The sequence below is a fragment of the Chitinophaga sp. CC14 genome (assembly GCF_048957795.1).
GTDB classification, from domain to species: domain Bacteria; phylum Bacteroidota; class Bacteroidia; order Chitinophagales; family Chitinophagaceae; genus Chitinophaga; species Chitinophaga ginsengisegetis.
Genome location: NZ_JARBFY010000001.1, coordinates 2,193,345 through 2,214,313, shown reverse-complemented (window position 1 = coordinate 2,214,313; position 20,969 = coordinate 2,193,345). Strand labels below are relative to the sequence as shown.

Here is a 20,969-nt window from a genome sequence, read left to right as displayed (position 1 = left end):
CAATGAAATCAATTTATCAAATCCTGATGACAGGTTTCTTAAGCATACCTTCTTTAGTTAACTTAAATGCCCAGACAAAAATGAAAGCCGAACAAGTAAAGTCGCATGAGCTGGAGGTAGTAAATCAATTGACTACTTCTGCAGCCATTGTCAATATGCCTGTATCTCAACTACTGAATGCACCCGGCAATGAGGCGTTGAAAGCTTTTTTCTTCACACCTGTTAAGGAAAAAACATTACAGGGAAAGAAGATTGCAGTGATAGCAGCAGACGGTTTTGAAGAGATCGAATTAACTGGTCCTGTCTGGTATTTCAAACAACTGGGTGCCAAGGTCGACATTGTGGCACCTAAATTTAATCCCGCTCCGGCAAGATATGGCCTGAGCTACCCGGAGATGTCAAAAACACATATCATGGCTATCCAATATCTGCAACCTGTAGGATGGATCAAATTCGATCACACGGCTGATCAGGTGAAAGTAAGCGATTATGATGCGGTATTTATTCCCGGTGGCGCCTGGAACCCAGATAATCTTCGCTATGATAAAGATGTGATCAAATTCATCCAGGATTTCAACAAGTCAGGAAAACTGATCGCAGCCATCTGTCATGCACCGGTTGTATTAGCATCGGCTGATGTCCTGAAAGGGAAAAAACTGACCGGTTACTGGAATATCCAGGTTGATCTGAAAAATGCAGGGGGAACTGTAACCGATGAACCCGTGGTTACTGATGGTAATATCATCACCAGCAGGCACCCGATTGATGTAGCCGATTTTTCACGGGCTGTTGAAGATTGGCTGATCAAAAAATGATTGATTAGTTCTCTCCCACCGTTTACTATTATTTTAATTGCAGGATGTGCAGGAGAAACCTTCGGCTATACCTGGCAACTTTAAAAACAAACTCAGATCCGCTGATATTCCAGCACTTGAAAAACCTGCGCCAGTCGCGGTTTTTCTTGTTTTACAACCAGGCATTGATCACGAAGAAGTGCTTAATGAACTGGCCCGAATAACCTCTTCCCTGTGCGCGGCTGCCCAGTTGATCAGGTAATCGATCACCGGCGCCAGCGCTTTGCTGTAACTGGTGAAAGTATAATTAACAACAGGTGGAAAATCGTCCTGGATTGTTCGTTCAATAATATGATTGGCCTCCAGTTCTTTAAGCTCTCTACTCAATGTCCTGGTGGTAATTTTTGGCAGACTTTTCCTGATCTCACCAAAGCGGCTATTGCCCTGGGCGATGGAACGGATAACCTCCAGTTTCCATTTGCCACCGAGCACGTACAGCGCGTCCTGTACAAAGCGGAGGTCTCCTGCTGAATATCCTTTTTGGCATATTGGTCCCATACTGTGAAGTTAGTATACAAAAGTAAAGTGCGCCCCAAAGGCATGTCATTTTTGAGTTTTTTTGCCAACAAAACAAACCGATTATGGACATAGAACAAAAAGTGCAGTACGTACTGGACCGCTTCGAAATACAGGATGTTATCACCCGGTATTCTTTTGGTCAGGATATGCACCAGGGCGATGACAGGAATATCCTGGAAACCTGGAGAGACGTATTTACAACAGATGCAGTACTCGATTACCGTGCGGCAGGCAGCGAACCCACTTCTTATGAAAACATGGCTGAAATTATGCGTGGCAATGGCGCCACTCCAGGCAATATGAGTGGCTTCTCCAACTGGCAGCATCTGATGGGTAATCCTGTAGTAACCATCAGTGGCGACAAAGCAGCTGCCAGAACCGATCTTTGGGCAACCCATAAAGGAAAAACCATCGAAGGGAAATCTGCACCATCACTTTATGTGGCCGGCGCCTTTACCGATGAACTGGTGCGGACCGCCAACGGCTGGCGTATCAGTTACCGCAAACTGGAACTGCATTTCATGGACCTTATCAATAGTTTATAATTGCAGATGGATCAGTTCCAATTCTTTTTGCCCTGTTGATTTCATAGTTAGTAAGATTAAGATTGACAATCAATCATTACATTTTCGAGATTGCCTGCAGCTGCGGCAGCATCCATTGCTTTATCCAGTGCTGACATCGGGAACACTTTTGGTTCGATTACATCGATAGGTAACTGACCGCTTTTCACCAGTTCCAGCATTTTGCGGATGGCATCTTTCGGATACATGAAGTTGCCTATAACAGACCAGCTATTGAGCATCACATGGGTATAAGGAAGCGGCAGATCCACCCCCATACTACCCATGATTACCAGGCGCCCACCGGGTACCAAACTGAATAAGGCCGCCAATGTAGAATTGGGATCCCGGGCATTGCCAACCATATCGAAAGCGATATCCGCGCCTCCGTCGCAGGCTTCGCGGATGGCTTTGGCATCTGCCTGGACATCGCCCTGCAGCGTGACGGGAATAACGCGCGGACCGGCCTTCCTGGCTACTGCTTCCAGCACGGCTTTATTGCGGCCGGTAATAATGATCCGGGAAGCGCCCATAGCTACTCCCAGGAAAACAGCAGAAGCGCCGAAAGATCCGGTGGCGCCATTAACAACAAGGGTTTCACCTGCCGTAAGCTGACCTTTGAGCAGTCCGCCGTAAGGAACAACAAAACGGGTAATGGCAGACAGTTGCGCATCGCTGTAGGCATCCAGACCATCCAATGCAGTAATGCTTTCTACCGGCGCCAGTACATACTGCGCGAGGGTACCATCGGGCCAGTCGAGCTGCGCTGGCAATGCCGCATCCCCGTTTTTGGTGATCCCCAACAGGATCATCACCGGGTTCTTCACATTATCCCGTGCAGTGATGTGAGAAGATAACGCTACACGCTGGCCGGGTTTCAAATGCCATACATCTTTACCAACTGCTTCCACATAACCGATGGCGTTACTGCCCATCGTAAATTCCTGCGGGGGCGGATTATACACTGCCAGCTTGCCCGCTGTGTAATTTTTCAGGTAAGATACCAGGGCCGACACGGCCACCTTTATCAATACGCTGCCCGCACGTACCTCCGGCACCGGTATTTCCCTGAGTTCGAGCTTGCCCCCCATCTTTTCCAGGCGCCATGCCTTCATTTGCTTTTCCATAAATATCCGTTTTATGACAGCACAAAGGTCGTAACGGATGATATGCCCGGCTAGCCCCGACCAAAGGAATAAGTACGCAAAACAAAGAATTTTATTTCCGGAGCGCCAATGGAGGATGACCTGTATTTTTCCGGAAGAAGGTGGTGAAGTGATTGGGATATTCAAAACCAAGACTATAGGCAATGTCGGCCACGGACCAATCAGAATAATAAAGCAGTGCCTTGCTTTCGCTCAGCATGCGGGCGGCAATGATTTGCCGCGTAGACCTGCCCGTTACCTGTTGCACTACTGCATTGAGATGATTAACATGCACGGCGAGTTCATTGGCAAAATCCCCGGGCTTTTTCAACTTCAGTGAATCCTGCGGGGAGGCAATCGGGTATTGCTCCTCCAGCAGGTTTAAGAAACGGGTGGTAAGCCTTGCGGCAGCATTCTGCTGCTGTTTATGCGCAACAACAGGCTGCAGTTTCCTGCCCTCATGTATCAGCAACTCAACAAGGTTCCTGGCGCTGCTGAAGCGAAAAGGATAGCTTGAGCCGTACTCACGGACAATTTGTTCAAAATAAAAACGGACGATGCCCAGTGTTTGCTCATCAGGGAAAAAAACCTGCCCGGCCGTTTGAAACAAAGTGGCATCCTGGACAAGTGAGGTTCTGGAAGCATCATCCAAAAATTCGCCGGTAAAGATGCACCAGTAGCCGCTACGCTTCTTTACAACCGGACGAAAAGAATACCTGGCAAGCGGATGCAGGAAAACAAGTGCGGACTCCCGAATGTGAATAGTATCCCGTTCAAGCGTAAGAAAACCTTCCTGTTGTATCAGCCAGATTTTATAAAAGTCCCTTCGTGCAGGTGTTAAATCCACCGGCTTATTATTGAGCTGATAATGGGCTGCTTTAAAAGAGGCGGCACTGACGTTATGGGAATCCGGCATCAATCCTTTTTTCCAAAACTACAAAAAACAAAGGAAGTTTTTTATTACATTATCTCCCCTTCTATTCTCCTTCTCTTCAATTCCTTTCCACTGGCGCGGGCAAGAAAGAAAAAGAATAACATTAAACCGGTTAATATGGCTGTTACCTCTACCGGTAAATCCTTCGGTTTAGAGAAAGACACAAACCACATCCCCAGTACAAAAGGCGCCATAAGACCACCAATGGCATAGCCCAGGAAGCGCGCTACCTTATGCTCCCGGTCTTTTGCATTTCTCCATCCACCGGATTTCCGGGGAGAAGTATTACTGTAAGTGTAGGTGGTGGAATAACTGCTAAACGTAGTGGTATGCACTACCGGCTCCGGCCTGTAAAACGGGTTCTGTACATTAAACTGCGAGCCACAATACTCACAGTGAATAATTACCTGCGGTTGGTTATCATCGGTGATAGGTTGCGAAAACACAGTGGCGCCGCAATTGGGACATTTATTATGCTGCATACTCAGGCTTCGGACATTTAGTCCGCCAGCGAAATTAGAAATTTTTCTGAATTGATGTGGTTATCATCATTTAAAAAGCAGCAGGCAGAAAGTACATTACTTTCCACCTGCTGCTTTTTTATGCTGACAGCCAACTGCTTTACTGCTTGCTGTACATGGTAACTTCGCTCATGTTTATCGAATTGGAATTATTCACCGTATGCAACACCCTGATGCGGATATAACGTGCCGGCGGCGCCTGTGGAATGAAGTTAAATTTCATCGCTTCATTCCCGTCGTCGCCCCTGATCGCAGTGGTTAACAGTGTCCATCCCTTGCTGCTCATTTCAGCGGCCCATCCAGGATCGGTGCTTTTCAGCGAAGTAGCTGCATTGGTGATATCCGCAATGCCCCATACTTCAAATTCGGAAGGATTGTTACAGCAGTTCCTGCCTGTTTCTTCGATCTGACCCAGGTTGTATAATTTGCCCATATCGAAAGTAAGGGTGCGCGGTAATGGATCGTTGGAACCATTATCATCACTATGGAAGATGTTAGGGTAGCCCTGTGGCCCTACGCTGCCATCCCATAATTTGCTGACGCGGGTATCCGACTGGTAGATGCCCATATCATTTGGCAGGTCGTGTTCCTGGAATAAACTTTTATCACAGGCCACCAGTTTGTAGATATCGGGGAATGTATCGTAGCTGTTGGTATAAAAAGTATCCAGTGCGCCTTTTGAAGGGATATAGGACGACTGATAAGTTACCGCCTGGCCAGCTTTGTAGCCGGGTAAATTAACAGAATCCTGGTTGCCGGCAATTGTTGCTACGGCAGCCACACCTGCGGCGTTGGTATACCGGATGCTGGTGCTGATATTAATAGTATCGGGCGTTGTAAAGAATAATGTTACAGAACCATCGTCACGTACTTTATAAGGCGTGGCAGCGTCGGGCAGGCGGTTGTGGAGCGTACTTTTATAAATGTTGCCATATACATGTGCGTTATCTATTTCCGTTACAATAGAGCGGTTGCCGGCCGCATCGTAGGAATACAGAAAAAACGTATAGGCGTATTCGTTTAACCCGGTGATCAGGCAGCGCACGGTATCGGTAGGGGTATGCGAGGTGGCGTTAATGGTTATGGAGTCCTGCCGGTTGTTCCAGAACAATACGTACTTGCTGATGCTGGGGTCCGGGCTGGGCTTCCATCCTATCATCAGGCGGCCGTTGCCGGGGAACAGCGTAATACCCGATACGGTGCCGGGATACTGCACTTCTGTATTGCCGAGGAAATCCCGGAAGTCAGTTGCCTTCCGCGTACAGGCTATGAAGAAAAATAAACCGCAAAGTGGTAAGAGGAGTTTTGCAGCTATATGATACTTTCTCATCTCTTTATATTTTTAATAAAATAACTTTAAACAATACCGGTAAGGGAGATCAGGCAAACAATGCGCTACCTGTTATCGCCCCAAATACTGAGTTCCATGATGTGAAAGAATTCATTACTATGCGCTGCATTAGTAACACATTCAAACCGCATGTATCTTACTTTAGGCAGGTTCAGCGAAAAGTTATATCCGAAGCCTGCATTCCAGAAAGCCAGATCAGCATTGTTATAGGCCGGTGATACCAGTCCGGATGGTTGCGCGGGCAAATGATAAACGCCCATATTGATCCATCCGCCGGGTGTTGCCTGTCCTAATGCCGGGAGGTTGGTGGTATCCGGCAATATTTCATCTACCGGCTCATCTGCACGGCCCCACATTACCCAGGTATCGGGGTTACCGTATCCCCAGAGATAATTGCCATCATCCAGGCCCCTGCCCCACATGGTAAACCTGCTCAGCTTTGCTACCTGCCCCATGTCGAATGTTACCCATTTGGGCAATGGCGCGGTGGTAGGATAAGTAGAGTGATAGCCTGGTCTGCCGAGATTATTGTCCCACATATAACGCAGCTCCCATCCAAAGCTGGAGCCATCGTCAGAGTTGAGTTTGTACACATTGAATTTTGATTTATCCATGATCGTTTCATAGATAGGCTTAATAGTAGCATACACCGTATCCGATATATTCCCGAATTCATCTGCCAGGTAGATGCCGAATTTCCTGGGGATGGTATCATAGCCCCTGATGCTGTAGTTGATATTTTCCAGGTTGGTATAGTTCTGGTTTTTGATTTCCATCTTCTTTGTAGTCGCATCTTCCGTGATGGTAACTACCCCGATATTATCTTTAGCGGTGTTGGTAACACTGATGTTGATGCCGCCAAAATCGGCACGCATTACCACGGTAGGCAACGCCTGGAGATAGGTGGGCGTGCCGGGATGCACGGTTACTTTTACGGGATCGGACTTTACATCCGCGCGGGTAACGGTGTACAGCGTTACTGTATAATCCTGGCTTTTCGCAAAGCCGCCTACTGCGATGGTATCGGAATAAAAGGACGATTTGGTTTGCCTGCTTTTGGTATCATTAATCATGTACTCGGCCTGTACATAGAGTACATTTTTGGAATCTGGCAATGTATACGTGATATAGGCGCCGCCGTTTTTATTGATCACCTGGATATTGGAAACCGGCTGTGGTTTTGTTTTATCGTCAGAAATTACATCATTATATCCATCGTTTTTCTTACAGGAAAACTGGAGCATCAGCAATGTAACTACCGGTATCAACACGCGGAATATTTTATATATAGCATCCATATAAAAAATTGAAAACTGGTTTGAAATGATTTTGTCCGGCCTGGCTGTTATCACCAATAAGGTGTTTGCACCAGGTTGGGATTGGTCAGCATGTCGTAGTCCTGGATAGGAAACAGGTAATCCCTTAGTCCGAATACCGGTTGATAAACGTTTGTCACCTGGTAGAATCCCTGCGTGGTACGTTGTCTTATGTTCCATCCCTGGAAAGGTCCGTTGAGTACTGCCTGCAATTCTTTCCATCTTCTCAGGTCCCATCCTGCCTGTCCTTCAAAGGCCAGTTCTATTCTTCTTTCCTGGTGGATGATCGCTCTTAACCCTTCTTTAGAACCGTATTTGGCAGGATTACGGGAGAAGTTGGACCATGCCTGGACTACCCCCGGCAAACCGGCTCTTTCCCTTACCTTATCGATATAGCTGTATACTTCTGCACCCGGACCATTTACTTCATTCAGGCATTCTGCGTACAGCAGCCACAGTGCGGGTAAGCGCATGAAGGGCCAGGAGTAATTGGTTTGCACGGATGTTTGTCCGAACGCAGTTTGCCACGGCACCAGCTTCTTTGGCCAATAGCCGGTAACGTTATAACGGGTAGGGGTATACGCAGCAAAACCATTTACGGCGTTTACATAGTTGGCGTTGTTATCGTCGGTGTTGGCGGAACCAAACCAGGTGCTGCCATCAAAGGCTACATCGGCATAATAGCGCGCTTCGCGGTAGAAGTTACCACGGGCGGTAGTGTAGCCTTTGCGGATATAATAGCGGTGTGCATCGTCGCCGGCCTGTAATTTATAGCGGTTGGCGTAATCCCAGGTTCTGTCTTCGTTGATAGGCACGCCGTTTTGTGTATAGAACAATTCCGACTGCGCCATTGGAACCGAGAAATTAGAGTACACGGCAAAGCCGTTGGAGGCCGCATCCGCCGTTACTCTTGGGGAAGCCATATACTGCCAGCCGAATTGCGGATTAAGGGTCCAGATCTGTTCGGTATTCCACTGATCGGTGAGTGCGCCCTGTATTGTTACCAGTTGCCTGGTGCTGTCGGACATATGCACAATACCACCGCTGGCCCTGAACTGGTAGATCGCTGCACCGGTGGCTACTGCGGCATCAATCGCCGCTTTGCAGGCTGTGGCGGCGCGTTGCCATTTTGTGGCATCATATGCCACAGGGAAAAGGCTCTGTCCTTCTTTTCCTTTGATGGATGCGTAATCAGGGTTGCCGTTAAACAACGGGCTTGCCTGCGTAGCCAGCACTTCCGCCTTCACTGCTTTTGCAATTACAGCAGTAATGCGGCCCGCTTCTGCGCCGGCATTCTGGATCACATCCGGCAGGTTGGGAATAGCCTGATCCAGCAGGCTCACTACATAACCAAAGCAGGAGTCCACGGATTGTTGTTTCAACCTGGTTTCTTCTGTAGGCGTATTCACCGGCAGGGCCACATCAGAAATAGGAATGGGGCCGTACATCCTGATGAGCCAGTAGTGATAGTATGCTTTCAGGAACTTCGCTTCTGCCACCCACCTGTTGCGCTGGTATTCCGGGAGATCCAGCGGCTTATCTACGTTATCGAGGAAGGTGTTGCACATGCGGATAGACTGCCACAGGTTTAACCCCATGTTATAACCATCCCAGTAGTTTAATATAGGATTGGGGCTGTTCTGCAAACCGCGCATAACGTTAAAACCGTTGTCGCCGCCTGCACCGCCGAGTGTGTTTTTATCCAGCAGGTCAATCGGGAAAATCACTTCGCCTGAGCTGGTGAAACCCGCGTTACGCCTTACATCAGCCAGGCCCTGCATGTTGGAATAACAACCAAACAGGTAAGCCTGCGTTTCATTTGCGTTCACAAATGAGCTGTTCAGCGTAGCCACATTGTCCGGTGTTACATCTAAGTATTTTTTACAGGATACTGATAAGATGACCGGCAATACTACCAACAATGTTCTTTTAAAAAATCTCATTGTTTTATATTTTTTATACTTAGAAATTAAGATTTACACCCAGGTTGAATACTTTCTGGATTGGGTAGGCAAAGCCGTTACCCGCCTGCTCCGGATCCCACAGTTTGAATTTGCTGAAGGTGAGCAGGTTCAGACCACTGAAGTATACGCGGAAGTTGGTTAACCGTAATGGCGCGATCCATCTCTTCGGGAGTGAATAACCCATTTCAACAGACTTCAACCGCATGAAACTTCCATCACGCAACCACCAGGTGCTGCTTTGTTCGTTGTTGGCAATGTGTGAGGTAGACAACCGCGGCCACAGGGCGTAGAGGTTCTGGTTTTCTTCCGACCAGTGATTGTCGGCGTATGCCTGTAACAACTGGGCGTTGTCTACGAATGGCGCAGTAGTTTTGGGATTAATGAAGAAGGATTCTCTTGCCAGTCCCTGGAAAAATGCGCTCACATCGAAACTCTTATACCCGAAGGAAAAACCGAAACCATAAATGATCTGTGGTGTGGTAGGTAAACCGATGGGCACCTGGTCGTCCTGGTTAATTACCCCATCGCCATTAATATCTCTATACTTGATATCACCACCTTTAGGAAACTCGCTGCCAAAGTTTTGCACAGGCGAGTTGGCGGCTTCTTTATCATCTACAAAAAGGCGTTCGGCCACATATCCAAATTGCTGGTTAACCGGGTTGCCGGTAGAGAAGCGGTAAGCATATTTATACTCCGGCTCTTCAAAGTAGCGAACTTTATTATCTGTTACTGTGAGGTTGGCCATCACCGTCAGCCACATATCTTTTGAAAAATTTTGTTTGTAATCGAGATGAAGATCGAAGCCTTTTGAATCCACTTTCCCGAGGTTTGCCTGGAGGTTATCGGAGGCAGAACCTTCAATACCGGCGGTAACAGGAATATAGCCGCGTCTGATCAGGATGTTGTAGCGGTTTTCGTTATATACTTCTGCTGTTACATTGAGTTTGTTGGCGATGGTCATTTCTACTGCCAGGTTGCCTTTCTTAGAGGTTTCCCAGGTTACGTCCGGGTTAGGATAAGCCTGTATGGTAGTACCTTTCAGCGTGAAGCTGTTGTTGGTACCAAAGGTAGCACCGGGACCATTGGCATCATCCGGGGTTACGCTGGAGAGATAGAAGAAGCGTTGGTTACCGATATTATCATTCCCTACCAATCCGTAACTGCCGCGGATCTTCAGGCGGGAAATAACTTTTGCGATGCCGCCTTCCCAGAATGACTCATTGGATACCACCCAGGCGCCGCCGATAGTGGGAAAGAAGCCCCAGCGATGCTGCGGTGCAAATCTTTCTGATCCGTTGTAACCGAAGTTGAACTCAACGAAATACTTTTTATCGAATGAATAAGTTGCCCTTCCGGAAAAACCGAGGTTACGATAAGGTAGTGATCCTAACAAACTTCCGGCATTGCCGTACAATGTTTGCTGACGGGTACCTATCAGCGTTCCGCTCAGGTTACTTTTCCCGAAGTCGCGGTTATAATCTATAGCGCCCTGTAAATAGATGTAGCTGTAAATGTTTTTGGCGCCTTCAGAATAGCCGAGGAATTCCTGTGCCTGGCCGGGTGAGCTGTTCAGCCAGTTGAGTACATACGAATTGGCATCGGGATCATAGCTGCCCACACCGTAGTAGAACGGTTTGTAGGAGCGGCTCAGGTCAAAATAGGAATAGCGGTTGGTGCTGAAAATACCTCTGAAGGTAAGTCCTTCTGTGATGAAGTTGAAGTCCTGGTTCAGCTCAAACTGCGCCGACATCCTGGATTCAGAAAAGTTCTTATACCCGTACATCAGGTTGGCGTAGGGGTTATTTAACAGGGAGCCATCGTTACCGTAGGCGCTGCCAAACAGGATATGATTGGTGTTGGCATTTGCCGCATCCGGTTCATAATAGGCAGGAAATGCCACCGGGCTGGTATGCAATGCCCTGGAATACAGGTCGGTGGCCAAGCCGGAGGCATCGCTTGTAATAGGCCCCGTATAGTCGTTAAAGTTACCCCAGAGGCGCACCACTGCTTCTGTTGTTTTGGTAATTTTTACGTTCACGTTAGAACGCAGCTGGTAGTTTTCAAACTTCATCCCGGAGTTAAAGTTATTCACCGGGTTTACCTGCAAGATGCCGTTGTCGCGGGCATAAGATCCGGCGATATAATATTTGGTAACATCTGACCCGCCCTGTACGCTGAAGTTGGCGCGCTTGGTGGTGGTTTGATCTTTGAACAATGTCTTCATCCAGTCTACCGCCGGGTATACATACGGATTGCTGCCCGGTGCTTTATCGATGGTAGCTTTGGTAGCGAGTATGGTGTTAGGCGTGAAATATGGTGTAGCCAATGGGTTCCTGGTAGTTACGGCTTCATTGTATTGATTCATGAAAGTAATCGGGTCTGCCAGTTTGAGGTTTTGTGTGGGTGTTGAGATGGCATCTTCCAGGCGTACGCTTACCCTGGCTTTTCCCGGTTTACCTTCTTTTGTAGTAACGAGGATCACGCCGTTGGCGCCCCTGGCGCCGTACAGGGCTGCAGCACTCGCATCTTTCAAAATAGAAAAGCTGGCGATATCATCTACCTGTAAACGGGCCAGATCGTTGGCGCTCAGTTCCACGTTGTCCACAAGGATAAGCGGACTGGCACTGTACCCGAGGGTGGTAACCCCTCGGATAAAGAACTGCGAGTTATCTGCCCCGGGCTGACCACCGCGCTGGAAGGCGATTACGCCGGCCATCTGACCGGCCAGTGCGTTGGTTAAGTTACTGGTAGGAATTTTCAGGTCCTCGGGATTAATGCTGGTGACCGAGCCAACTACCGCTTCTTTTCTTTGCTTTCGGCCGAAGGCTGTTACTACTACTTCATCTACAGAGGCGATCACACTTTTCATCCGGATATGATAATCTTTTTGCGTGGCGTTTACCACAAACCGCTGTTCGATAAAGCCTACGAAGGTTACCTGGATGGTAGCGCCTACCGGTACATCAAGGATAAATTTACCATTCCGGTCGGTGGCTGTTCCGCTGGAACTTCTGCCGTTTACCGAGATGGTAGCGCCTTCCAGGGATCTGCCGGTGGTATCGGACACCGATCCGGTAATAGTTACCCTGGCCGGTGTTTGCGCATGAACGTTGCCTGCCAGCATCAACAGCAGCAGGATCAAAAGGTAGCGGGGAGTGGATAATGCCGTTGGCAAAGCGGCAGTAAATCTCTTCTTGTAGCAAGTAAATTTCCTGAACATATTAAGAGCAATTATTGGAAGAATAAAAAACCATAACGTGTATTAAAGCATCATGACGCTTCCGGATACCCAGCAGGATAAACGGCCATCATAAGTGTACGTGGCATTCAGTAATTAATGTAAAAGGGAGAAAAAGTTTATTTCATAACGTTTGCTTCATTCATTCCATCATAACCTGGAAACTATAGTTCTATCGTAATTAATGATTGATTCTGGTATCACGTGAAATAGGAATGCGATTCTATACTGTACTATCCTATACTATCCTATAGCAAATATATATTTTTTTCATAACCGCCAAAAGAAATGCGGGATTATTTTTTGCGGAGCAGTAAAAAAAGGGAGGAAGGGTTAAACGGCAATCAGGTTAAGCTAAAACAATATCATAAGAAGCGTAAGGGATACGTTTAACACGTATCCCTTACACATAAAAACATTCATAAAACGGTTTATAATGACTTCCTCCTGATGAGTACAGTGGGGATGATTTCCTGGATCTTTTCGCGGGTTAATACAAAAGCAGCGGCCTTTTCCGCCATGAGCTTGAAATCGGTGGTATAGGTGGTGATCCCGTCAAAAATCAGTTCCTTTACGATATCATCGTTGTGCGACAGGATACCGATATCCTTACCGGGCTTGAGTTTCATTTGTTTGCAATCCTTGAGCATGGTCCACAGCTCGGCGTTGTTGATGGTGAAATACACCTTTCCTTTCTCGAGGGTGCCAGGCAGGTATTCCGGCTTTATCTCACTTTTGATATTAAAATCTTTTACAAACTTTTTAAATGCCTGGAGGATCTCTATGGGGGTATCGGCTACGGGCCGGTGATAGTACACCATTCCTTTATATTGCTTGATCACGCCTGCGAGGGCAGAAAAGGCTTTGTAGGAAGACTGCTTAAACTCCTGTGCCACATAGGAGTATTCTCCGGGAATAGGTTCGTAGCGATCAATCATCAGGAACTTATCCATAGGCAATGCACCAAGGATACCGGCGGTTTTGTTGTGCGGAATGGGCGCCACCACGTACATGCCATACTTTCCTTTTATGCTGTTCACGATACTTTGCAGTACCTCTATATTATTATGATGGAAGAAAATATCGATATGCACATCCTTGCCTAAGCCGGCGCGAAAGGTTTTATAGAACATTTCCTGGAAGGCATCGAATGCAAACAGTACGAGGGCGATGCGCAGGTGTTGCTTGATATTCACATTGGCCACGAAAAAGCCAACCCGGTTCCTGGGCTCTACAATCCCCCTGCTTACCAGCTCCTTATAGGCTTTTGCAATTGTTTCCCGCGCGAAACCAAACTCGTTGATCAGTTCATTTACAGAAGGCAACATATCCCCCTGTGCCAGACCTTTATTTTGTATGGCGTTTAAAATACCATTCACCAATTGTTCATGTTTGGATAATCCGCTCACCGCCTCCATCTCGTAAACCTGTTCAAATACGTGGTTCATACCGGGTTAATTAAATTGTCACTGTTAAATTGCGTTTTCAGGAAAGCAAAGCTGCTGTCCTATTCTATACCAACAAAAATAACATTCCCTTTTTATATCTCCTGAAGAAAAAATCCGGTAAAAGTCCGGCCCTATATTCCCGTCGATTTGTTATATTCGGTCAATTTCAACAAGATGGCAAAGAAACATAGTTTTGGCCCTGAAATTATAGATGGCCATATCGAAGAAAATATGCTTACCGCCAAAGTAAAGCTGGCCGCCATACAGGAGCCCGTTTCCCTGATGATAGACCCGGAAACGGTGAGTACTGAACCGGACGACTTTGCGCCCCTGGTGGAAGAAGCAAAAAAGCTGGTGGCCTATCTGGATAGTGGGAAGTACCAGGAAATTGTTGACGCCGTTGCAAAGGAGATCAACGAAAGCGCCTATGAGCAACAGGATGTGCCGCCCTCTTCTGATGAGCTGACTCCCCTCATTAACGACCTTACCTTAGCAGGCATTGAAGTATTTCCGGAGGGTTTCATGCTTAATTTTATCTCTGAAAAAATCTTTCCGGGTTCGGAGATCAAAGTACAGCTGGAGGAAGACTTCTCCATTGACGACGTATCCATCTATGACTAATAAAAAATGCAGATATGCAGCTACTGTGTAACTGCATATCTGCGTAACATACCTGACAATTAATATCCCTGATTCTGTTCCAGGTTAGGGTTCAGATCTTTTTCCCCTACCGGGATCGGCCACCAGTAATCGCGTAGTTTATCGAACGTACGGGTTTCAATCTTCTTCCCGTTGTAATTCTCAATAGACGCATTCATCACGGTTTCAGCGGTTTTCCAGCGGCGGATGTCGTTGTAATACAATCCTTCACCGGCAAATTCCACCCTTCTCTCATGACGGATTTCCGCACGCAGCGCGTCTTTGGATAAAGTATTGGAAATATGCGGCATCTTCACCCTGTCGCGGATCTTGTCGAGTGCCGCAAAGATGGTAGCATCCGGGCCGCTTACTTCATTCTGTGCTTCTGCGTACATCATCAGGATGTCGGCATATCTCAGTACAATAAAGTTAATATCAGACTGACCGTCTTTCAGATCTGCCTTATCTTTTGGCGGAGCAATACTATCATAGAGGCTATACTTCTTCATACCATAACCGGTAATAGCAAAACGGGTGGCAGAAATAACAGCGCCGCGGTACATATCGGTCGGGTAAGTGAAGGTGCCGTATAAACGCGGATCACGACGGAGATACGGACTGTCGGCCTTGTATCCTGAAGCCGGATCAGTAACAGGCAGTCCATTATTCATGTAGTAGGTTTTGGCCAGATCCAGCAAAGGCGCGTTGGTATTGTATTGCGTACAGATCAGGTCAAATGAACTACCCTGCTGCGGGAAAACATACTGTACATCAAAAATAACTTCCTTGTTATTTTCATTGGGTTGTAAAAACAATCCACGGTAATCGGCAAAGAGTCCGTAGCCTGTACCCGGCAGATCCATCACCGCTTTGGCGGCATCGGCAGCTGCTTTCCATTTCGCCAGATCGTTGGAAGTATTCAGCAGCGGACTGGCTTCGTATAACAGGATCCTTGCTTTCAACGCCATAGCTGCGCCTTTGGTGGCACGACCCAGATCTGCCCCGGTGAATTTTACCGGTAATATAGCAGCGGCGCTGTCCAGGTCTTTCAACACACTGGTCACTACTTCTGCACGTGGTGTGCGCGGCAGCTTGGCCTGGGTGCTTTTATCCGGCGGATCCAGGATTAACGGCACCGCACCGTAATAATTTTCCAGGATAAAGTAGTACAGTCCACGCAGGAAATAGGCCTCTCCTTTCATTCTTCTCCGTGTGGCCTCATCAATGGCTGTTACTTCATCTACTTTCTTCAAAAAGGTATTGCACCGGCCAATACCGCTGTAACAATCAGAGTAACGGGCGGTAACGATACCACCGGTACTCGACATCTGTGTACCACGGGCAATAGAGTTAAAGCTCATCGCATCCGTTTGGTTGTAAGCGTTGGGAGAAAGGGTTTCTTCCCAAAGTGCGGTGGCATTGTTGGAAGTTTTACCACCAAAGACGCCTTGGTTGCGCAACACGGAGTAGCAGCCTACCAGGCCGGCATTAGCCGCTTCCGGTGTTTGCCAGAACGTTGATTCCGGGTAGCGGTCGTGAGGAGAAGTATCCAGCAGGCTTTTGTTGCAACCTGCAGCAAGTAGACCTGTGCAGGAAAGTAAGAGATATATCTTTTTCATACTATTCATGATTTGGATGTTTAGAAGGTAACGTTAATACCACCGTTAAAGGTTTTCAACATTGGATAAGTATACAACGTGGTTTGATCCAGTATGGATTCCGGATCGAAATCTTTATACCGGGAGAAAGTCAGCAGGTTTTCTGCGTTGATAAACACACTCACTTTCTGGATCTTTGCTTTCGACAACCATAGCTGCGGCAGTGCGTAGCCCAACTGGATGTTTTTCATTCTCAGGTATGAGTTATCCCTTAACCAGAAAGTAGAGCGCTGGAAATTATCGATGCTGCCGGTGCTGGTGGTTACGATTGGTAAACGTGCATCTGGTTTTTCAGGCGTCCAGGCATCCCTTGTCCATTCCCAGGTGGCATTGGCGCCATTGTTGAACGGATAGGCAAGGTTGGCAGTAGGTAATACCTTTACACCGCCAATACCCTGAAATGCAGCGCTGAGCGTGATCCCTTTGTAGCCTACATTAAACCCGAAACCATAAGTATACTTTGGTACAGAGGAAGAGCTGTTCACAATTACACGATCATCGCCATTAATAATACCATCGTTATTAACATCCCTGAATTTGATGTAACCTGGTTTTGTATTGGCAGATTGTTTTGCACTGGCAGCTATTTCTGCCTGGTTCTGGAAAATACCTTCTGCCTGCAGTATATAAAAAGATTCAATAGGAGATCCCGCCAGTGTGATGGTACCTGTACCATAAATAATTTCACCATGCAGGTCTACTACTTCATTCTTATTGTAAGCCACACTTCCATACACATTCAAATCCACTTCGCCGATATGATCGCGGTATTGCGCCGTTACTTCAAAACCTGTATTATCTACTGTACCTACGTTTTGTTTGGCGCCGGCAAGGTTACCCACCTGGGAAGGCATGCCCACTTCACGAAGGATACCGTTTGTGCGTTTCTTATACGCATCAACGGTAAGGCCTATACGATTATTCCACAGGTTAACATCAACACCGACATTGTATGCATTGGTAATTTCCCATCTGAGGGTAGAATCTGCATCTGCAATTTTTGCGGCTCCGGAATTTAATACGCCGCCGAAACTATAGTCTTCACCAAGATTTACCATTGGCTCTGTAGTGTAGAGTGCAATGGCCTGGTTACCCAATTTACCGGCGGAAGCGCGCAGCTTCAACACATTGATGAAATCAGAATGAAAGAAGGCTTCTTTATCGATACGCCAACCGGCGGATACAGAAGGGAAAAATGCCCAGCGGCTATGTTTTCCAAGACGGCTGGAACCATCATAACGGAAGGTAGCTTCCAGCAGGTATTTGCCATCGTAATCGTAGTTAACACGACCAAAATAAGATTCCAGTACATCGCGGGTAAGATTTCCTGAGGTAGCGTTCCAGGTGGTGCCTACGCTTAAAGCATCCAGTCGCCCATCCAGGTAACCATACATACTGGCTGCCCATGAGTCAGAATCGAAGTTATCATAACTGGCGCCCAGCATGGCAGAGAGGTTATGTTTCTCTTTAAACTGGTGTTTCCAGTCGAGCGTGTTATAGAAATGGATGTTCATATCATTATAATCCGTTTTAGCTGACCGTGGTGCAGTAGCGGGACTGTTCCAGTTGATAGGCGCGCCTGATTTAGGATTAAAGGTTTGCATACGTGGTGTAAAGCCACTGAGCAAACCATCATATTTATCCACACCAAATTTGATATTATAATTGATATCAAAAGGCAGTTTATACTCTGCAAAAACGGTAGTCAGGAAGCGTTGGATCTGTTTGGTCTGTAAACCGTTGTATGCCAGCATACGTGGGTTTTCCCAGTTATTACGGCCTGCGGTTCTCAGCCAGGAGTTGCCATAGCGGCCGTCCCGCAGCGTATCTGTGAGAATAGGCAATGTACGGGCCAGGTAGTTCCAGGTGTCCGTATAAAATGGTGTGGTGTAGGTTCTGTAGTAACCATCCATGGTGATACCTGCGCGTAAACGTTTGGTTACATCCATTGAAGCATTCAGCCCCACGGAATATTTCTTTTCATGGTTGCCTGGTCCGAAGAGGATACCGTTTCTATCGAGATAGCCGAGTGACAGGCGGTATTGGTATTTATCGGAGCTACCGGAAATGCTCAGGTCATGTTTCTGGATCACGCCGTTTTTCAGGGCAATCTTATACCAATCGTTTGCAGGATAGGTGAAAGGATCTGTAGCCATTCCTTTCTGGTATTCGTCTATATCCGCTTCTGCATATTCAATTGCTTTCCCTTCATTGATGAGCGCCTGGTTTTTCAGTTTCATGTACGCGATGGGATCGGTGATCACATCCGGCAGGTAAGTAGCTTTCTGCTGACCGTAGTAGTAGCTGTAGTTTACGCGGGAGGTACCTCTTCCTTTTTTAGTGGTAACAAGGATAACGCCGTTGGAACCGCGGGAGCCGTAAATGGCTGCAGCGGCATCTTTCAGTACAGTAACGGTTTCAATATCGTTTGGATTGAGTTCATCCATAGAGTATTCAATACCATCTACCAATACCAGCGGGTCGTTGGCCCTGGGATCGCTGCTGCCGAAGGTGTTCAATCCCCTGATGCGGATGGTGCTGCGATCCACACCCGGCTGACTGTTGCTGAGGTTAGCGAATACGCCGGGCACGCCGTGCAGTGCGTTACTCACGTTGGTAAGCGGCTGGCCTTCTTTGTCCACCATATTTACCGTAGTAATGGCGCCGGTGAGGGTGGCTTTTTTCTGCGTGCCATAACCTACTACCACTACATCGTTTAGTTTTTGAATGTCTTCCTGCAGTACTACCAGTACAGTAGCAGATTTTACTTTCACCTCTTGGGGCAGGTAGCCTATAAAGGTGAATTTCAGTGTAGCGTCTTTAGGTGCAGTTAGTTTAAAAGCACCGTTTACGTCGGTAGCGGCGCCGCGGCTGGTACCCGCTACCTGAACGTTCACTCCTATCAGCGGAGTGCCGTTGGCGGCAGTTACCTTACCGGTAACGGGAATATCCTGCGCATGCAGGGATAGGCTGCCGGCGCCAATGATCCCGATACACAGCAACAGGAAAGTCGCCGGCTTTAACAGGCGGAATCGTGAAAAGAATTTCATAAGTGTGTTTGTTTTTTTTGTTAGTATTCTGGTAGATAAATAATGGTCAGAGCCCTGCTTCGCGTAACCTGTTTGGATAGTCGGTTATAATACCATCAACGTCCAGTGCTTTCAGTTTTTTCATTTCGTTAACATCGTCCACTGTCCACGGAACAATTTTAATATGCTTAGCGTGGCATTTGCTCACCAGCTCCGGTGTTACCAGCTTATAGTTTGGATTATAGAAAAACGGCGTAAAGCCCAGTTGCGCCAGGTGCTGATCGAACCCGTTCTTTTTATCATCTGTCAGAAATCCAAGTGCCATATCAGGATACCTGCGGTGCAGTACCTGTAGTGGGCGCATGTCGAAAGACTGCACCAGCAACCGTTTTCCAAGTGGTTGTAATTGTTTTACGGCCATCAGTTTGTCCATATACTCTTCCGGTGCGGGTTGTTCCTTACCATCTGATTTTTCGGAAGATTTTATTTCCAGCAGATAATAAGGCGCCGGCATATGATGCGCTTTCGTATAGGCTTCCACGGAGTCTATCATTTCAGACAGCAGTGGTGCGTAGGAGCGCATGTGTTGTTGCTCCGGGTAGGCCGGGTATGGTTTTTCACCGATGATAAACGGGCGGATATCAGCATAGTTCATCTGGTAAAAAATATAGTCCGTCCGTTTCTCCGCGGGGATATCTTTTCCATCCGGCATAGTAGTATATGATGGCGTAAAAGATGCATCGTGGTATACCATTACCTGTCCGTCTTTAGTGATATGCACATCAAACTCAATGGTATTGGCGCCTTCGGTTAAGCCGCGGTACATAGCGGGAATGGTGTTCTCCGGCATCAGGCCCCTTGTGCCGCGATGTCCTACTGTATAAAAAGAAGGATATCCATTTTTTGCAGCCGTAGTTGTTTTGGTTGTTTTACAGGCGTTAAAGGTGCATACCGCGGCTACTGCCATTGCGCTGCCTATAAGGCTGATATTGATCTTTTTTTTCATTGTACGTGGTTCTAACGTGTTATTAATTGCGTATATAGGTAAACGTTATTTACTTCAGTAACAGGTATAATGAAGCAGCAAGTACAGCGCCGGCCACTGGTCCGAAAACGGGTACCCAGGAATAGTTCCAGTCGCTGTGTCCTTTTCTATTTATAGGCAGTAGTGCATACATGATACGCGGCCCCAGGTCCCTGGCCGGATTGATGGCGTAGCCGGTAGTGCCGCCGAGCGACAACCCGATAGACCATACCAGCAACATCACCGGCAGTGCGCCGAGAGAGCCCAGGCCCATCGGCGTTTTCTCCGGTCCTACTTCTGCATTGGTAAAATAGAAGATGGTAAAAAGCAATACAAAGGTGCCGGTAGCTTCGCAGATGAAGTTGCGCCAGATATTTCGTATAGCCGGCTCCGTGCAAAACACGGCGCGTTGCAATCCTTTGTCCGGTGTGTTATTGAGATGATCTTTGTAATTGAGCCATACCAGCGTAGTGCCCAGCATGGCGCCCAGCATCTGCATGGCAATAAACAAAGGCACATCTGCCCAGTTGAATTTGCCGGCTGTGGCCAGTGCGATGGTAACAGCGGGATTAAGATGCGCGCCGCTGTAAGGGCCGGCAAACACTACTCCAACAAATACGGCCAGCGCCCAACCGGTGGTGATCACGATCCAGCCGCTGCTGTTGCCTTTGGTTTGATGCAGTACCACGTTGGCTACCACGCCGTTTCCCAGCAGCAGCAATAAGGCGGTACCTATGAATTCAGCTAAATAAGGATACATAGT

16 protein-coding genes are annotated in these 20,969 nt (G+C 47.5%); 3 read left to right on the top strand and 13 right to left on the bottom strand.

Annotated features, from left to right (window positions below):
- Nucleotides 1-80 precede the first annotated feature (80 nt).
- Complete coding sequence (locus PV783_RS08995; protein ID WP_420987783.1) at nt 81-815, top strand: DJ-1/PfpI/YhbO family deglycase/protease; 735 nt, start codon at nt 81-83, stop codon at nt 813-815.
- Nucleotides 816-983: 168 nt separating this feature from the next.
- Here the strand turns inward: PV783_RS08995 and PV783_RS08990 are convergent, their stop codons facing one another.
- Nucleotides 984-1,352 carry a winged helix-turn-helix transcriptional regulator gene (locus tag PV783_RS08990; RefSeq protein ID WP_420987782.1) on the bottom strand — a complete coding sequence of 123 codons (369 nt, stop codon included), beginning with the start codon at nt 1,350-1,352 and terminating at the stop codon, nt 984-986.
- Between the two features lie 83 nt (nt 1,353-1,435).
- On the opposite strand from PV783_RS08990, the gene PV783_RS08985 reads away from it, so the two are divergent.
- Entirely contained in the window at nt 1,436-1,918 is a 483-nt protein-coding gene (locus tag PV783_RS08985) for a nuclear transport factor 2 family protein (protein ID WP_420987781.1), read from the top strand.
- 56 nt (nt 1,919-1,974) lie between these two features.
- Here PV783_RS08985 and PV783_RS08980 read toward each other — a convergent pair whose 3' ends face one another.
- The 8 genes from PV783_RS08980 to PV783_RS08945 all read right to left on the bottom strand — a co-directional run bounded on the left by PV783_RS08980 (nt 1,975) and on the right by PV783_RS08945 (nt 13,856).
- Nucleotides 1,975-3,063 (bottom strand): quinone oxidoreductase family protein, encoded by a 1,089-nt coding sequence (locus PV783_RS08980; protein ID WP_420987780.1) that lies wholly within the window; start codon nt 3,061-3,063, stop codon nt 1,975-1,977.
- A gap of 91 nt (nt 3,064-3,154) precedes the next feature.
- Nucleotides 3,155-3,997, bottom strand: a complete 843-nt coding sequence (locus tag PV783_RS08975; protein ID WP_420987779.1) for a helix-turn-helix domain-containing protein — start codon at nt 3,995-3,997, stop codon at nt 3,155-3,157.
- A gap of 44 nt (nt 3,998-4,041) precedes the next feature.
- Nucleotides 4,042-4,497 (bottom strand): hypothetical protein, encoded by a 456-nt coding sequence (locus PV783_RS08970; protein WP_420987778.1) that lies wholly within the window; start codon nt 4,495-4,497, stop codon nt 4,042-4,044.
- A 139-nt stretch (nt 4,498-4,636) separates the two neighbouring features.
- On the bottom strand, nt 4,637-5,866 hold the full coding sequence (locus PV783_RS08965; protein WP_420987777.1) for a DUF4998 domain-containing protein: 1,230 nt from the start codon (nt 5,864-5,866) through the stop codon (nt 4,637-4,639).
- Between the two features lie 65 nt (nt 5,867-5,931).
- Entirely contained in the window at nt 5,932-7,185 is a 1,254-nt protein-coding gene (locus PV783_RS08960; protein WP_420987776.1) for a DUF4959 domain-containing protein, read from the bottom strand.
- A gap of 50 nt (nt 7,186-7,235) precedes the next feature.
- Complete coding sequence (locus PV783_RS08955) at nt 7,236-9,146, bottom strand: RagB/SusD family nutrient uptake outer membrane protein (protein WP_111579412.1); 1,911 nt, start codon at nt 9,144-9,146, stop codon at nt 7,236-7,238.
- Nucleotides 9,147-9,165: 19 nt separating this feature from the next.
- Nucleotides 9,166-12,390 (bottom strand): SusC/RagA family TonB-linked outer membrane protein, encoded by a 3,225-nt coding sequence (locus PV783_RS08950; RefSeq protein WP_420987775.1) that lies wholly within the window; start codon nt 12,388-12,390, stop codon nt 9,166-9,168.
- 449 nt (nt 12,391-12,839) lie between these two features.
- Nucleotides 12,840-13,856: a GntR family transcriptional regulator gene (locus PV783_RS08945; RefSeq protein WP_079469092.1), complete on the bottom strand. Its 1,017-nt coding sequence runs from the start codon at nt 13,854-13,856 to the stop codon at nt 12,840-12,842.
- A gap of 174 nt (nt 13,857-14,030) precedes the next feature.
- On the opposite strand from PV783_RS08945, the gene PV783_RS08940 reads away from it, so the two are divergent.
- Nucleotides 14,031-14,477: a hypothetical protein gene (locus PV783_RS08940; RefSeq protein ID WP_420987774.1), complete on the top strand. Its 447-nt coding sequence runs from the start codon at nt 14,031-14,033 to the stop codon at nt 14,475-14,477.
- Nucleotides 14,478-14,536: 59 nt separating this feature from the next.
- On the opposite strand, the gene PV783_RS08935 is transcribed toward PV783_RS08940, so the two are convergent.
- From PV783_RS08935 to PV783_RS08920, 4 genes are read right to left on the bottom strand one after another with little or no spacing between them, the layout of a single operon-like run.
- Nucleotides 14,537-16,114 (bottom strand): RagB/SusD family nutrient uptake outer membrane protein, encoded by a 1,578-nt coding sequence (locus PV783_RS08935; protein ID WP_420987773.1) that lies wholly within the window; start codon nt 16,112-16,114, stop codon nt 14,537-14,539.
- A gap of 20 nt (nt 16,115-16,134) precedes the next feature.
- On the bottom strand, nt 16,135-19,203 hold the full coding sequence (locus PV783_RS08930) for a SusC/RagA family TonB-linked outer membrane protein (protein WP_420987772.1): 3,069 nt from the start codon (nt 19,201-19,203) through the stop codon (nt 16,135-16,137).
- Nucleotides 19,204-19,249: 46 nt separating this feature from the next.
- Nucleotides 19,250-20,188 carry a glycerophosphodiester phosphodiesterase family protein gene (locus PV783_RS08925; RefSeq protein ID WP_420987771.1) on the bottom strand — a complete coding sequence of 313 codons (939 nt, stop codon included), beginning with the start codon at nt 20,186-20,188 and terminating at the stop codon, nt 19,250-19,252.
- A gap of 49 nt (nt 20,189-20,237) precedes the next feature.
- On the bottom strand, nt 20,238-20,966 hold the full coding sequence (locus PV783_RS08920; protein ID WP_420987770.1) for an MIP/aquaporin family protein: 729 nt from the start codon (nt 20,964-20,966) through the stop codon (nt 20,238-20,240).
- Nucleotides 20,967-20,969: the final 3 nt, after the last annotated feature.

What these genes read in the sequence shown, in the direction of transcription:
- PV783_RS08995 (WP_420987783.1), top strand. Translation starts at nt 81, where the DNA reads ATGAAAGCCGAACAAGTAAAGTCGCATGAGCTGGAGGTAGTAAATCAA.
- PV783_RS08990 (WP_420987782.1), bottom strand. Translation starts at nt 1,352, where the DNA reads ATGGGACCAATATGCCAAAAAGGATATTCAGCAGGAGACCTCCGCTTT.
- PV783_RS08985 (WP_420987781.1), top strand. Translation starts at nt 1,436, where the DNA reads ATGGACATAGAACAAAAAGTGCAGTACGTACTGGACCGCTTCGAAATA.
- PV783_RS08980 (WP_420987780.1), bottom strand. Translation starts at nt 3,063, where the DNA reads ATGGAAAAGCAAATGAAGGCATGGCGCCTGGAAAAGATGGGGGGCAAG.
- PV783_RS08975 (WP_420987779.1), bottom strand. Translation starts at nt 3,997, where the DNA reads ATGCCGGATTCCCATAACGTCAGTGCCGCCTCTTTTAAAGCAGCCCAT.
- PV783_RS08970 (WP_420987778.1), bottom strand. Translation starts at nt 4,497, where the DNA reads ATGCAGCATAATAAATGTCCCAATTGCGGCGCCACTGTGTTTTCGCAA.
- PV783_RS08965 (WP_420987777.1), bottom strand. Translation starts at nt 5,866, where the DNA reads ATGAGAAAGTATCATATAGCTGCAAAACTCCTCTTACCACTTTGCGGT.
- PV783_RS08960 (WP_420987776.1), bottom strand. Translation starts at nt 7,185, where the DNA reads ATGGATGCTATATATAAAATATTCCGCGTGTTGATACCGGTAGTTACA.
- PV783_RS08955 (WP_111579412.1), bottom strand. Translation starts at nt 9,146, where the DNA reads ATGAGATTTTTTAAAAGAACATTGTTGGTAGTATTGCCGGTCATCTTA.
- PV783_RS08950 (WP_420987775.1), bottom strand. Translation starts at nt 12,390, where the DNA reads ATGTTCAGGAAATTTACTTGCTACAAGAAGAGATTTACTGCCGCTTTG.
- PV783_RS08945 (WP_079469092.1), bottom strand. Translation starts at nt 13,856, where the DNA reads ATGAACCACGTATTTGAACAGGTTTACGAGATGGAGGCGGTGAGCGGA.
- PV783_RS08940 (WP_420987774.1), top strand. Translation starts at nt 14,031, where the DNA reads ATGGCAAAGAAACATAGTTTTGGCCCTGAAATTATAGATGGCCATATC.
- PV783_RS08935 (WP_420987773.1), bottom strand. Translation starts at nt 16,114, where the DNA reads ATGAAAAAGATATATCTCTTACTTTCCTGCACAGGTCTACTTGCTGCA.
- PV783_RS08930 (WP_420987772.1), bottom strand. Translation starts at nt 19,203, where the DNA reads ATGAAATTCTTTTCACGATTCCGCCTGTTAAAGCCGGCGACTTTCCTG.
- PV783_RS08925 (WP_420987771.1), bottom strand. Translation starts at nt 20,188, where the DNA reads ATGAAAAAAAAGATCAATATCAGCCTTATAGGCAGCGCAATGGCAGTA.
- PV783_RS08920 (WP_420987770.1), bottom strand. Translation starts at nt 20,966, where the DNA reads ATGTATCCTTATTTAGCTGAATTCATAGGTACCGCCTTATTGCTGCTG.